This is a genomic window from Neobacillus sp. NRS-1170, from assembly GCF_050468025.1.
Genome location: NZ_JBITPF010000049.1, coordinates 21,833 through 36,902, shown reverse-complemented (window position 1 = coordinate 36,902; position 15,070 = coordinate 21,833). Strand labels below are relative to the sequence as shown.

Here is a 15,070-nt window from a genome sequence, read left to right as displayed (position 1 = left end):
TGGGCAGAGGAAGAAAATGATTAATAAGGGTGAGTCGGATGAAAGCGTACATGGTATTCGATATTGGCGGCACCTACATAAAATATGCTGTTATGGATCAAGAAGGAAAGAAATTAGAAAGTGGGAAGTTTCCAACTCCTTGTGATGGATTAGAAAGCTTCTTGCAGAAACTTAGCCAAGTTACAAAAGAATATTCGAATTCATTTGAACTGCAAGGCGTTGCTTTAAGTTCACCCGGTGCTGTAGATGTTAATACGGGGTTTATTGGCGGTGCAAGTGCGATTCCGTATATACATGGAGTTAATATGACTGACCTTATAAAGGAACGAACGGGTCTTGTCGTTTCGATCGAAAATGATGCCAATTGCGCCGCTTTGGCGGAAGGATGGTTAGGTGCAGCTAAAGGCACGGAATACTATATTTGTATTGTCATAGGTACCGGAATTGGCGGCAGTATCGTTATTAACCAATCGATCTTACGCGGGGCTACGCTTCACGGCGGGGAGTTCGGTTACATGATTATGGGAGCACAGTCTAAAAATCCGCTTGATCAAACCTGGAGCAAGACTGCTTCGACCCATGCTTTAGTGGAGGAGGTTGCCGGGAGAAAGTCACTGGCAAAAGGAACGTTGAACGGTGAAGAAGTATTTCGTATGGCCGATGAAGGTGACACGATTGCCAAAGAGAGTATTGCAGAATTTTATAAACGGCTCGCCATCGGAATTTATAATTTAAAATATGCCTTTGACCCGCAAAAAATCCTCATTGGCGGCGGAATTAGCAAGCGGCAGGAAGTGATTGACGGGATCAATCGTGAATTGAAGAGGTTAAGGGACGACATTTCAACGTTACAAATAGAAGTGCAAGCCTGTCAATTTGATAATGATGCAAACCTAATCGGGGCATTGTTTCATTTCCTGAAGGGCGCAGGCCGGTTTAATGAATAATAGATTAGGAGGAGCTGCGAATGCTGGGTGGAATTGAAGCTGGCGGGACAAAATTTGTTTGTGCCGTTGGAGACGAAAAGGGAACGATTGTTGACCGAATTCAAATCCCTACCACTACCCCGGATGAAACGATTCCGAAGGTCATTGAATTTTTTAAAAAATACCCGATCGAAGCGATTGGAATTGGATCGTTTGGTCCGATTGATGTTATCCGGGAAAGTCCGACATACGGGCACATCACGTCTACCCCAAAACCAGGATGGAAGGATTATCCGTTTGTGCAGGGTTTTGAGGATGAATTTGGGGTTCCCATCGGATTTAATACGGATGTGAATGCCGCCGCGTTAGGCGAGGCGACTTTTGGTGCAGCTAAAGGACTGGATAGCTGCTTGTATATAACGGTTGGAACAGGAATTGGCGCAGGAGCACTCGTTCAGGGGCAGATGCTTGAAGGGCATTCTCATCCGGAAATGGGGCATATTTTGGTTAGGCGTCATCCGGAGGATCCCTATAAGGGGCGGTGCCCGTACCACGGTGATTGTCTGGAAGGATTGGCGGCCGGCCCTGCCATTGAAGAGCGCTGGGGACAAAAGGGCATTGAGTTAGTGGACAGGAATGAAGTATGGGAATTAGAAGGCTACTATATCGCCCAGGCCCTGATGCAATATCTGTTGATTCTTTCGCCGAAAAAGATTATCCTGGGCGGCGGCGTGATGAACCAGAAACAGATATTCCCTTCTATCTTTCAGCATTTGAAGGAGTCTCTGCGTGATTATGTTTCCCTGCCGGAGCCGTCAGAATATATTGTAAGCCCTGGTTTAGGCAATGATGCCGGGATTACAGGGGCGCTTTTGCTGGCCCATCAGGCATTGACTGAGAGCAATAAACGATATTAATAGAAGAAACGTGCCACTCGGAAGGGTGGTACGTTTTTTTTTGTGGGCAGAAGACTTTAATTTAACCAATGAATCTATGTTTTTGCCAATAGGACGGAAAGAATCGTACTGCTAGAATGGTGGAAAGGCTTACATGGATGCCGGTTTATGGCCCTAAAGGAGGTAGAGTTTATCAAAAATTTAAACAACCTAATTTACCGATTTTCGAAATATTTCTGACTTAAATCTATATAAATGTAAGGTATGTAAATTTATAGGTTCCATAAGGAGGAAAAAATGTTCGTTTTTAAAAAGTTAAAGTCGTTTTATCTTCCTTTTAAAAAGGACTTTATCTGGTCGCTGCTTTTTATGCTGATTGTTGCAGTGATTACCGTCATCTATCCGGTCATTTTGCAGGTAACCATTGATGACGTTGTGCTTGGGCGGAAATATGACTGGGTGCCGTGGATTGCCTTGGGGTTTATCGCGATTATGGGAATAAAAGCCTTCTCTACTTTCATCCAACATTATTTGGCAGATATGTTCGGCATTAATTCCGTGTATTTGCTCCGAAATGCCCTATACGAAAAGCTGCAGCGGCTATCGTTCAGTTATTACGATAACGCAAAGACAGGCGATCTAATGTCCCGTTTGACCGCGGATGTGGAAGGTTTCCGTTTTTTTGTATCCTTCGGCTTTAGCGAGGTTCTTCGTTTTGTCATTGTTGTGGGCACCAGTCTTTGTGTGATGTTCTATTATTCCGTTTCCCTGACTCTGGTCACGATGATGTCACTGCCTTTTTTAAGTGTGGTGGTTTATAAGTTCGACAGAGCCGTCCATCCGGCGTTCCGAGGGATTCGTGAATCGTTCGGGCGCTTAAATACCATGGTGCAGGAAAATATTAACGGGATCCATACGGTTAAAGCCCTGTCAAAAGAAAAGCAGGAAACGAAGCGCTTTAACTCCTCCAATCAGGAGTACAGGACCAGACAGCTGACTACGGCGGGGGTATGGTCGAAATATTTTCCGCTGATGGAGCTGATCGGCAATATTTCCGTTGTCGCTTTGCTGGCCTATGGCGGATTTCAAGTGATCAATGGAGCCTTAAAGCCCGGGGAACTGGTCGCCTTCTACAGTCTTGTTTGGTATATTATTTGGCCGATCATGAACCTGGGATTCACCATCAATATGTTCTCCCAGGCAAAAGCTTCCGGCGAGAGGCTTCTTGAAGTATTGGAAGCAGATGAAACGATTATGGATGGCGATGACATCAGGAATACCGGCAGAATGGCAGGTAAGGTGATCTTCGATCAGGTCACGTTCCATTATCAATCGGAAGAGGCGGCCGCACTCAAGGAGATCACTTTTTCCGCACCTCCAGGAACAACCATTGGACTTATTGGCGCAACAGGTTCTGGAAAAACCAGCATGATTCAGCTTCTGTCCCGTTTTTATGAACCGACGGCAGGAAGGATTGTGATTGATGATCGTCCTATTCAGGAATATGGGTTGAAAATGCTGCGTTCGCAAATTGGCGTTGTCTTACAGGAGACCTTTCTGTTTTCATCCACCATCAAGGCAAATATCGCTTACGGAAGGCCAGATGCGGCGATGGAGGAAATTATCGATGCGGCCAAACGAGCACAGGCCCATGACTTTATTATGGAGCTGCCTGATGGATATGACACGAAGCTGGGAGAACGGGGGATGGGGCTCTCCGGGGGACAAAAACAAAGGATTGCGATTGCACGCGCCATCTGCATGAATCCGGCGATTCTCATTTTAGATGATTCCACAAGTGCGGTCGATATGGAAACTGAATTTCATATTCAAAAGGCCCTCCGAGAAGTCATGAAGGGAAGAACGACGTTTATTATTGCCCATCGTATTTCATCGCTTAAGCATGCCGATGAGATTTTGGTGCTGGATCAGGGAAGAATCATCGAACGTGGTACACATGAACAGCTGCTCGCCCATGATGGAGCGTACCGGCGTATCTACAACATTCAATATCAGGATCAGGCAGCGATTATGCAAAAGGCGGGAGGATAAGTGAAACATGGAGGAAAAACGAAAGAAACAACTCATCCTCGAGCGGTTTCATTACTCTCAGGATGAAGTAATTGATAAATCGTTTAATTGGCAACAGATGTGGCGCTTGCTGAAATACTTAAAGCCCTATACAAAAAATTTACTGCCCCTTTCGTTTTTGACTGTGATCATTTCAACAGCCATCCGTTTAATCATTCCGATTTTAATTGGCGTCTATACCCTTGACAAGGCGATTGTTGAGAAAGATACAACCTTATTGCTCCAGCTGATTTTCATCATTTCAGGGTTGTATGTTTTATCCTATTTTGTCAATTTGCTAAGAATTCGCTGGATGAATAAGCTTGGGCAAAATGTCATTTATGATCTGCGGCAGCATTTGTTTACACATGTACAGTCCTTATCACACAGGTTCTTCGACCAGCGTTCGGGCGGATCGATTCTTGTGCGGATTATGAATGATATTAATTCCCTGCAGGAGTTGTTTACAAGTGGTGTTATTAATCTATTAACCGATTTTCTCCTATTGCTGTCGGTCATTATTATCTTATTTTCTTTGAATGCAAAATTAACGATTGCGATTATGGTGATTTTGCCAATCATGTTTTTCATCTCCACCAGCCTGCGAAAAAAAATCCGGCTGCAGTGGCAATCGGTTCGGCTCGTCCAGTCGAAGCTCAATTCCCATTTAAATGAAAGCATTCAAGGCATCCGCGTCACTCAGGCCTTTACTCAAGAAAAAGAAAACATTCAATTTTTTAAAGGAGTCAACCAGGAAAACTTTGAAACTTGGAAACAAGCTGTTCATAAAAATGCCATGTTTGGACCGTTTGTCGAGATCACCAATGCTTTGGGGACGGCCATTCTCATCTGGTACGGGGCTTTTCTTGTTTCGGGAGGTGAAAGTACAATCGGGGAATTTGTCTCCTTTGCCTTTTATTTAGGGATGTTCTGGGAGCCGATTTCACGTCTTGGCCAGCTGTATAATCAGCTGCTGATTGGGATGGCTTCCTCGGAACGGATTTTTGAATTTTTAGATGAAAGGCCGGTTGTGGCCGAGGCTTCCAAACCTATGATTCTCTCTTCTATTAAAGGGCAAATTGATTTTGAGGATGTGGAATTTTCCTATGATGCATCAAGGAAGGCGTTAAACGGTATTTCCTTTTCAATAAAAGCGGGGGAGACGGTTGCGCTTGTCGGCCATACGGGATCAGGAAAGACGACCATTGCCAACCTGGTCAGCCGCTTCTATGATGCTACCTCAGGTGTTGTCAAAATCGATGGCCATCCCATTCACGAATTGTCGATTGCGGGCCTCCGATCGCAAATTGGTGTGGTCCTGCAGGACACGTTTATCTTTTCAGGAACGATTATGGAAAATATTCGTTTTGGAAATCCGGAAGCCAGTGACGAGGAAGTGATCGCTGCCGCGAAGGTAGTAGGAGCCGATTCGTTTATTGACCAGCTCGCGAATGGCTATCAAACGGAGGTGGAAGAGCGGGGCAATATCTTGTCGGTGGGTGAGCGCCAGCTCCTTTCTTTCGCGAGGGCCCTTCTCGCTGAGCCGAAAATTCTTATTTTGGATGAAGCCACCGCAAGTATTGACACGGAATCAGAGGTCAAGATTCAAAAGGCATTAAGAACGTTATTAAAAGGAAGAACAGCGATTATGATTGCCCACAGGTTATCGACAATCCGGGAAGCCGACAACATCTTTGTGCTTGATCACGGAAATATCCTGGAGCAGGGAAACCATGAAACTCTCATGGCTAAACAAGGAGTCTATTTTGAATTAGTGAAAGCCCAATACAAAATGCTTGACCATGGGTGACCATGGGCCATGGGGGCGGTTCTTGTGGCTTTTTCGGGGCCGGGAGAACCTCCCCGTGGTGTCGAAATTGTGCAACAAATCTTTTGGTTATTTTTTGAAAATTTCGAATAATATCAGGGTTGGAATTCATTTATTGTTTTTTGCAAGCATTTGGAAAGTATCCAATTTATTTCATTAGGAGGAGGCTATTTTGCAGCCATTATTATTAAAACCTGTTTTTAAAGAGAGAATTTGGGGCGGAACGGCGTTACAAAAGGAATTTGGATATGAAATTTCATCAGAAATAACAGGAGAATGCTGGGCTATTTCCGCTCATCCAAACGGCCCTTCGGTCATCGAAAACGGTCCATATGCCGGCATGTCCTTGGAAAATCTATGGAGTGAGCATCCTGAGATATTTGGAAGTCCAAAGGAAGAGGTATTTCCGCTTCTTACCAAGATCTTGGATGCCAATATGGATTTATCTGTACAGGTACATCCCGATGATGCCTATGCAAAGGTTAATGAAAACGGTGAGCTTGGAAAGACAGAATGTTGGTATATTATCGAATGCAAAGAAGATGCAGATATGATCTTTGGACATAACGCTCGTTCAAAGGAAGAACTAATCCAGCATATCAATGAGGGGAAATGGAACGACCTGCTGCGCCGTGTTAAAATTAAGCCGGGTGACTTTTTTTATGTCCCAAGTGGTACAATCCATGCTTTGTGTGAAGGAACGCCCGTATTGGAAACGCAGCAGAGCTCTGACACTACCTATCGGGTTTATGATTTTAATCGCAAGGATGCGGAAGGGAACCTGCGCGATTTGCATTTGGAAAAGGCGATTGAGGTGACGACTGTACCACATCAAGATGCAATGAGCTCGCCGCGAGTGGAGGAAGTCGAAAATGCCAAGGTTACGACTTTTGTGGAATCGGAGTTTTTCTCTGTTTATAAATGGGATATCCACGGGAAGGTTTCCTTTTCATTCGATGAGCAATACTTGCTTCTTAGTGTAATTAAGGGCCATGGTTCCCTCATTCATAATGGTGAAAAATATGAATTAGGGAAGGGGACCCATATTATTATTCCTGTTGGGTTCGGTGAGTTTGAGTTGGATGGAGAATGCGAGATTATTGTTTCGCATACTTAATTTTTATAACCAAGGGGGCGGTTCTTGTGGTTGACACTATCCTTGTCAAAAGCCATGAGAACCGCCCCTGTTGTGTCTCTATACCTTTATCGTCTAATGGGCCTTATGAACCTCGCTTATCGACCGTCCCTGCAAAAGCGGGTAATACTTGTGTTCTAAGGATAAAAGACCTATTATGTTTTAGTAGGTTAAAAATATGCGTCATATCATCGGGTGGAATAATATTCTGAAAGTTTATTCTTATTTTAATATTGACAACAATTAAAATATTAATTAATATTAAACCAACCTATCAGACAGGTGAGACATGTAAGACGCATAGGACAGGTAAGATGCGATAAGTAAAACGAATGGGGTTCTGAGCATGTCGAAAAAAGTCAGTAGTATTGTAACTGAATATATTTTGGAAGAAATCAAGAAAGGTACATTTAAAGTAGGTGATAAACTGCATTCGGAGCGGGAGCTGATGGAAACCTTAAAGGTTGGCAGATCATCCGTAAGAGAAGCCCTAAATAGTCTAGTGGATATGCAGGTTTTACAGAAGCGTATGGGAATTGGTGTATTTGTCAAAAAAACGGATTTTAGCGACATGGTTCACAAGCATGTTGTGTCCGCTCTGCTCGATCCGAAAAGTTCCCGAGAGCTCATGGAGTTTCGTTTGATGCTTGAAGTGGAAATTTGCGGGAAGGCAGCGGAAGTGGCAAAAGAAGAGGACTTTGTTCAAATGGAGCAATCCCTGGAAATGATGAAGAGCGCGATCCAAATGAATTTACCTATTCTGGAAGCGGATCAAAAATTTCACCAGGCCATTGTCAAGGCAACAAGAAATCAGGTGTTGATGAAAGTCTATGAATCTATTACTGAATTTCTTACCACCGCTAAAAGAGAAATGCTTTTGATTTCGGATAAACTAACGACGATCCAATTTCACGAGAAAATTTATCAGGCAATCAAAGATCATAATGTCGAACTGGCGAGACAAATGATGAGGGAACACTTGTATGACGTAGCCATTCGTTATGAAAGGCTTTATGAAAAATGGGAGAATCAAGAACAGCAGCCAGAGAAAACGGAACAATAAAAAGAAACATAATGGTGATTATTTTTTTAGAATAAATTATCAGAAAATAAATATTTTTCAGATTCCACTAATCTTTTAACAATTAATATTAATCATAAATGGGGGTAGAAAGTATGTTTAGTAGAAAGGCACGCTTTACATTTGCAACAGCAATTATCGGATCAATGATTGCAATGACCGGATGCAGTGGTGGGAATCAATCTGCATCGACTGAAAAATCTGCTCAAAAGCCTGCGGCTTCCACACCTGCTGGCAAAAAAGTGATTAACATCAGTCTTAAAGCGGATCCGCCAAGCTTAGATCCCAGCCAATCCAATGCTCTAGTAGATCGCCAAGTTCAAAACAGCATCTATGATAAGCTCTTTGACCTGGACAAGGATGGAAAAATTGTACCTGTCTTAGTTGATTCCTATGATGTCTCTCCAGATGGAAAGGTGTATACCTTTAAATTAAAGCAAGGGATTAAGTTTCACGACGGAACTGATTTCAATGCGGATGTTGTAAAATTCAACATCGAGCGTGATAAAGCAGACAATTCCCGTCGAAAGAATGAACTAAGCTTTGTACAAAAAGTAGATGTAGTAGATCCGCAAACGGTGAAGATTGAACTATCTGAACCATTCTCTCCTTTAATTTCAATCCTTACCGACCGATCAGGAATGATGGTGTCTCCTGAAGCGGTGAAGAAGTATGGTGATGATTACTTGAACCATCCTGTTGGAACAGGTGCCTATGTTTTCGTGGAACATGTGAATGGCGACCATGTTTCCTTGAAAAAGAATGAAAACTATTGGAATGGCAAAGTCAAAATTGATGAATTAAATTACAAAGTGTTTACGAACGGTACAGCAGCAGTTCAGAACTTAAAATCCGGTCAACTTGATTTCATAGACGAAGTTCCGACTAAGGAAATCAAAGGATTGGATAATAATCCGACTGGAAAAGTAGTTGCTGAATCCGGAATGGCCTACCAAGGGTTCTATCTGAACACACAACAAGAGCCATTCAACAATAAGTACCTTCGCCAAGCTGTAAATGCGGCCGTTGACCGCGAAGCCTTCATTAAAGTAGTACTAGACGGCTATGGAGCACCTGCAAACTCTCCGTTCGCACCAGGCAACCTGGCATATGGCGATTCGGATAAAGTGGGCAAGCCGGATAAACAAGAAGTTAAGGACTTGTTAGCCAAGGGCGGAAAGCCAAATGGATTCAGCTTTAAATTTCAAATTGGCACATCTCCTGTCAATGAACAGTTCGGGGCTGTTATTCAGAACATGTTAAAACCTTATGGAATCAATGTAGAACTAGAGAAGGTCGAGTTTGGTACGATGTTGGAAAATGGGGCTAATCATAAGTTCCAAGCCCTTCAACTCGGATGGTCAGGACGTCCCGACCCAGACCAAAGCTTCTTCGATTTCGTCGTAACTGGTCAGCCAAACAACTATGCAGCTGTATCAAACCCAGAATTGGACAAGCTGGCTAAGGAAGCCCGAATCGAATTGGATTCGAATAAGCGTAAGGCCCTCTATGATCAAGCGATGGAAATTGTTCATGATGAATCCGATTACGTGTATATTTACCATGATTTCAACCGCTTTGGTGTATCTAAGAAAGTTACTGGCTTTGAATATATTCCAGACGGCATCATCCATACACAAAAATTAGACAAGCAATAAGAGCATTTTGAAATCACAGTGAGGGGGAGAAGGACATGAAATTTCTCGTAAGGCGTTTGCTGTTAACCATTCCGATTCTCTTCCTAGTGTCGGTTCTGACCTTTTCTCTTATCCATTTGATCCCGGGCGATCCAGCCCGGGTCATTCTTGGTCAAGAGGCGACGCCAGAAGCCTATCAAGCACTTCGGGCACAATTAGGATTGGATAAACCTATAATTGTTCAGTACTTTACCTGGCTTGGGCATGTTATGACAGGAAATCTGGGAATATCGATCACGGATCGGGTTCCAGTTACCGAACTGATTTCCCAACGATTGCCCGCTACTGTTGAATTAACGATTGGCACCTTTGTGGTCGCCTTACTGATTGCTTTTCCTGCCGGTATCCTTGCCGCTGTTAGAAGAGGAACGGTACTCGACTATACCAGTACATTTGTTGCCTTGGGCGGGATGAGTATCCCAAGCTTTTGGCTGGCGATGATGTCTATTATTTATTTTTCCGTTAAGTTAGGCTGGCTTCCGGCCTCTGGGTTTGTTCCTTTTACCGATAATCCAGGACAGAATTTAATGGCGATGATCTTGCCATGTTTGGCCACAGGTCTTCGAGAATCGGCGGTTCTGATGAGAATGCTCCGCTCTTCCTTGCTCGAAGTAGTCAATATGGATTTTGTCCGCACAGCGAAAGCCAAAGGGCTGAATGAAGTGAAGACCATTTTAGGACATGTGCTCCGCAATGCCATGATCCCGGTTGTCACTACTTCCGGTTTGATGATTGCCGGACTTCTTGGCGGATTGGTGATTACCGAATCGATTTTCTCCATTCCAGGCTTTGGTAGACTCATAGTTGAATCCGTTTTTAAACGTGATTATGTAACCGTGCAGGGAGCTATCTTAGTATCTGCCGTATTGGTTGTTGGTGTAAATCTAATCGTTGATCTGCTTTATGCCGTGATCGATCCTCGAATCAAAGCGGGCAAGGGGGTTTCCTAATGAAGACATTCAAAAAGTTTTTGCGGACAGGATTAGGGGTTTTCGGTGGGGTTATTATTCTATCTTTGATTCTAATGGCTATTTTTGCCCATCAATTGGCCCCTTTTGATCCGAACGCCCAAGACTATAATGCTATTCTGTTGCCGCCAGGCGGGGAGCATCTCTTTGGAACGGATGATTTAGGAAGGGATATCTTCTCACGAGTCGTTTATGGAGCACAAATTTCGATTAAAGCAGCGTTATTATCTGTAGGAATTGCTATCCTCATTGGTGTTCCGATTGGACTTCTTGCCGGATACTTTGGCGGATTCTGGGATGAATGGGTGGTCATGCGTTCCGTTGATGCGATGCAGGCTTTCCCTTTCCTTATCTTGGCGCTCGCAATTGCCGCCGTGCTGGGAAATGGATTCGGAAATGCGATGATCGCCATTGGGATTGGTTTTGCTCCGGCTTTTATCCGGATTACACGCGGACAGGTGCTGCAGCTTCGCAATATGGAATATATTCATGCAGCCAAAGCAACAGGTGTTAAAGATCTTCGCATTATTTTCAGTCATATTCTGCCTAATGCACTTAATCCGATTATCATTCAATCCACTCTGGCTATGGCATCAGGAATTCTAGCGGAAGCCTCCTTATCTTATTTAGGGTTAGGAGTGCAGCCTCCGACTCCATCATGGGGAAGTATGCTGAACCAGGCCCAGACGATCATGACCGAATCTCCCTATGCTACTATTTTCCCTGGTATGGCCATCTTTTTGGTTGTTCTCGGGTTTAATCTGCTAGGTGATGGATTACAGCAAACCTTGGACCCAAGAATTCGTAAATAATGGAAAGGAGAGGTGAACATGAGTGCCATCTTGGAGGTTAAGAATCTAAAAACAAAATTTAAAACAGACAAGGGTACCGTTGCGGTTGTCGATGGTGTAGATTTCTCCATTAAGCCGGGTGAAACGCTGGGCGTGGTGGGGGAATCCGGATGCGGTAAAAGTGTAACCAGCCTTTCCGTTATGCGGCTTTTGCCTTCCAATGCCAGCAATGAAGGAAGCATAACCTTCCAAGGTCGTGAGCTGATATCCCTTCCGGAGAAGCAGATGCAGCACGTTCGGGGAAATGATATCGCAATGATCTTCCAGGAACCGATGACTTCTCTCAATCCCTTACACACGGTAGGGAAGCAGATTGAAGAAGCCATTATTCTTCATATGAAGATTTCCAAGCAAGAAGCCAAAGTACGAGCCATTCAGATGCTAAAGGCCGTCGGGATGCCAAGAGCGGAAGAGATTTATGGAGAACATCCCCATCAGCTGTCAGGTGGAATGCGCCAGCGGGTGATGATCGCCATGGCGATGGCGTGTGATCCCAAATTGATTATTGCTGATGAACCAACCACGGCCCTTGATGTAACCATTCAGGCGCAAATTTTAGACTTAATGAGAGATTTAAAAGAAAAAACAGGAACCTCCATCCTGCTCATTACCCATGATTTAGGGGTTGTTGCTGAAATGTGCGACCGCGTAATCGTCATGTACGCCGGTCAAGTCGTTGAGGAGACAGATGTAGACACTCTGTTTGAAAATCCAAAGCATCCCTACACGATGGGGCTGATGGATTCTATTCCATCCTTTGAGGATGAAAAGGAATATCTGAATACCATTCCGGGATCCGTTCCCCTTCCATATGAAATGCCGCAAGGATGCCGATTTGCTCCCCGTTGCAGCTGGGCGAAGGAGATTTGTCATCAACAGGCGCCACAGCTGGTGGAAATCGAAAGCCAGCATAAATGCCGCTGTTGGCTCGTTACGGAGGAGGATGCATCATGAACGAAAAGATGCCAATTTTAGAAATCAAAGGGTTAAAAAAACACTTTCCGATCAAAACGGGTTTTTTCAATAAAGTAACGGGTCATGTACGTGCTGTCGATGGGGTAGATTTTAAAGTAATGCCTGGTGAGACCTTGGGAATTGTAGGGGAATCGGGCTGTGGAAAATCGACAACTGGACGTACGATTCTTCGTTTATTAGATCCTTCTGCCGGAGAAGTGCTGTTCAATGGCAAGGATCTGGCGAAACTGTCCAAGGAAGAAATGCGCCAGATGCGCAAGGATATTCAAATGGTCTTTCAGGATCCCTATGCTTCTCTCAATCCGCGCAAAACGATTAGGCAGATTCTGCTTGAGCCGCTGAAAGTGCATGGGATTGGATCATCCCGTGAGGAACGGATGAAAAGAGTGGAAGAAATTATTGAAGTGGTAGGGCTTCGGAAAGAGCATTTAGATCGTCATCCGCATGACTTTTCGGGTGGTCAGCGCCAGCGGATTGGAATCGCTCGAGCCCTCATTCTTAAGCCGAAGGTGATTATTGCTGATGAGCCGGTTTCTGCACTTGATGTTTCCATCCAATCGCAGGTCTTGAATCTATTAAAGGATTTGAAGAAGGAGTTTAATCTTACGCTCATCTTCATTTCTCACGATCTATCCGTGGTCCGGCACTTATGTGATCGGATTGCCGTGATGTATCTGGGGCGCGTGGTGGAGATTGCCGATAAAAAGCAGCTCTTCAACAACCCAAGCCATCCATATACGAGAGCTTTATTATCGGCTGTTCCTATTGCTAATCCTAAGACTAAGCGGGAGCGGGTCATTCTTAAGGGTGACTTGCCTAGTCCGGCTAACCCGCCGTCTGGATGTACCTTCCATCCTCGCTGTCCGGTCGCAAATGAAAGCTGTAAATCGAAAATTCCCATTCTCCAAGACATTGATAGCGGACATCAGGTTTCCTGCCATCTCTTTACGGAGGGGAAGTTAAAAGAAACCAAAGAAGAAATGATCGGATAAATCATTCAAACGCTAGAGAACGGAGAGGAACATAACATGAATTTTGATGCTTTGCATTATCCATATACATCACAACGAAATGTCGTATATGCCAAGAATGGGATGGTGGCTACGTCTCAGCCTTTGGCAGCACAAGCAGGGTTGGATATTTTGAAAAAAGGCGGAAATGCCATTGATGCAGCCATTGCAACAGCTGCTTGTTTGACAGTAGTCGAGCCTACCTCGAACGGAATTGGGGGGGACGCTTTTGCGCTTGTTTGGACAAAAGGACAATTACACGGTCTGAATTCAAGCGGTCCAGCACCAATGAATATCTCGATTGAGAAGGTAAAGGAAGACGGACATGAAAGGATGCCAAAGTACGGCTGGGTGCCTGTAACGGTCCCTGGTGCTCCGGCAGCTTGGGCAGAATTATCAAAACGTTTTGGCCGTCTGAAGCTGCTAGAAGTAATGAAGCCAGCCATAGAATATGCTGCAAACGGCTTTCCTGTTTCGCCTACACTTGGCCGCTTTTGGAAAAAGGCATTTGAAAAATACAAACAAGAATGTACAGGGACAGAGTTCGAAGCTTGGTTTGAGACGTTTGCACCAAAGGGAAGAGCACCAGAAATCGGAGAAATATGGTCGTCTCTTGACCACGCCGACACACTGGAGGAAATTGCGAGAACAGGTGGAGAAAGCTTTTACCAAGGGGCGATTGCTGAAAAAATCGCCGCAGCTTCTAAAGAACATGGAGGCTATTTAACAAAAGCTGACTTAGCAGCCTTTAAACCGGAGTGGGTTGATCCTATTAAGGTAAACTATCGCGGCTATGATGTATGGGAAATCCCGCCAAACGGGCAAGGGATTGTTGCTCTAATGGCGCTGAACATCCTAAAAGGCTTTGATTTCACAGTAAAAGAAGACACAGACACCTACCATAAACAAATCGAAGCCATGAAGCTTGCTTTTACTTGCGGCAAGAATTACATTACCGATCCTAAGCATATGGGGGTAACGACAGAAGAGCTATTAAGTCCTTCGTATGGCCAGCAGCGTAAAGCACTGATCGGAAGTGAAGCATGTACGCCGGCTCCAGGTGTGCCGCCGCGGGGAGGAACGGTGTACCTTGCCACAGCAGACGGCGAAGGCAACATGGTATCGTTCATCCAGAGTAATTACATGGGCTTTGGTTCGGGTATTGTCGTCCCAGGAACAGGAATTGCCTTACAAAACCGGGGACATGATTTCAGCCTTGACCCGACTCGTTACAACTGCCTTCAGGGTGGCAAGAAAACGTACCATACGATCATTCCGGGATTTTTAACGAAGGATGACCAGCCTGTTGGACCATTCGGTGTAATGGGAGGATATATGCAGCCGCAAGGTCATGTTCAAGTCATAATGAATACGATCGATTTTCACTTAAATCCGCAAGCAGCTTTAGATGCCCCAAGATGGCAATGGAAGAATCAAAAAACTGTAGAAGTAGAAAAATCCTTCCCATCCCATATTGCAGAAGAATTAGTACGAAAAGGACATGACGTTGAAGTGGCGGTTGACTCAGGGGCGTTTGGCCGCGGCCAAATTATTTGGCGAAATCCTGAAACAGGCGTACTGATGGGCGGCACAGAATCAAGGACAGATGGGACCATTGCCAGTTGGTAATTCA

General features: G+C 44.5%; 12 protein-coding genes. All 12 read left to right on the top strand.

Annotated features, from left to right (window positions below; translation table 11 throughout):
• Window positions 1–38: 38 nt before the first annotated feature.
• Entirely contained in the window at window positions 39–947 is a 909-nt protein-coding gene (locus ACIFOT_RS20795; RefSeq protein ID WP_430067261.1) for an ROK family protein, read from the top strand.
• Between the two features lie 20 nt (window positions 948–967).
• Window positions 968–1,843 carry an ROK family protein gene (locus ACIFOT_RS20790; protein WP_430067259.1) on the top strand — a complete coding sequence of 292 codons (876 nt, stop codon included), beginning with the start codon at window positions 968–970 and terminating at the stop codon, window positions 1,841–1,843.
• A gap of 276 nt (window positions 1,844–2,119) precedes the next feature.
• A complete protein-coding gene (locus ACIFOT_RS20785; protein ID WP_430067257.1) occupies window positions 2,120–3,874 on the top strand; it encodes an ABC transporter ATP-binding protein in 1,755 nt (584 codons plus the stop codon).
• A 7-nt stretch (window positions 3,875–3,881) separates the two neighbouring features.
• A complete protein-coding gene (locus ACIFOT_RS20780; RefSeq protein WP_430067255.1) occupies window positions 3,882–5,702 on the top strand; it encodes an ABC transporter ATP-binding protein in 1,821 nt (606 codons plus the stop codon).
• A 187-nt stretch (window positions 5,703–5,889) separates the two neighbouring features.
• Window positions 5,890–6,837, top strand: coding sequence for a mannose-6-phosphate isomerase, class I (gene manA, locus ACIFOT_RS20775; RefSeq protein WP_430067595.1), 948 nt, complete (start codon window positions 5,890–5,892; stop codon window positions 6,835–6,837).
• 364 nt (window positions 6,838–7,201) lie between these two features.
• The gene (locus ACIFOT_RS20770) at window positions 7,202–7,918 is read left to right on the top strand and encodes a FadR/GntR family transcriptional regulator (protein WP_430067253.1); all 717 of its coding nucleotides are present in this window, start codon (window positions 7,202–7,204) and stop codon (window positions 7,916–7,918) included.
• Window positions 7,919–8,031: 113 nt separating this feature from the next.
• The gene (locus tag ACIFOT_RS20765; protein WP_430067251.1) at window positions 8,032–9,594 is read left to right on the top strand and encodes an ABC transporter substrate-binding protein; all 1,563 of its coding nucleotides are present in this window, start codon (window positions 8,032–8,034) and stop codon (window positions 9,592–9,594) included.
• Between the two features lie 35 nt (window positions 9,595–9,629).
• Window positions 9,630–10,583 (top strand): ABC transporter permease, encoded by a 954-nt coding sequence (locus ACIFOT_RS20760; protein WP_430067249.1) that lies wholly within the window; start codon window positions 9,630–9,632, stop codon window positions 10,581–10,583.
• Window positions 10,583–11,413: an ABC transporter permease gene (locus ACIFOT_RS20755; protein ID WP_430067247.1), complete on the top strand. Its 831-nt coding sequence runs from the start codon at window positions 10,583–10,585 to the stop codon at window positions 11,411–11,413. Before ACIFOT_RS20760 ends, ACIFOT_RS20755 begins: the two co-directional genes overlap by 1 nt.
• 18 nt (window positions 11,414–11,431) lie before the next feature.
• The gene (locus ACIFOT_RS20750; RefSeq protein ID WP_430067245.1) at window positions 11,432–12,406 is read left to right on the top strand and encodes an ABC transporter ATP-binding protein; all 975 of its coding nucleotides are present in this window, start codon (window positions 11,432–11,434) and stop codon (window positions 12,404–12,406) included.
• Window positions 12,403–13,419, top strand: a complete 1,017-nt coding sequence (locus ACIFOT_RS20745) for an ABC transporter ATP-binding protein (protein ID WP_430067243.1) — start codon at window positions 12,403–12,405, stop codon at window positions 13,417–13,419. The genes ACIFOT_RS20750 and ACIFOT_RS20745 overlap by 4 nt, the downstream gene beginning before the upstream one ends.
• A gap of 36 nt (window positions 13,420–13,455) precedes the next feature.
• Window positions 13,456–15,066 (top strand): gamma-glutamyltransferase, encoded by a 1,611-nt coding sequence (gene ggt, locus ACIFOT_RS20740; RefSeq protein ID WP_430067241.1) that lies wholly within the window; start codon window positions 13,456–13,458, stop codon window positions 15,064–15,066.
• Window positions 15,067–15,070 lie beyond the last annotated feature (4 nt).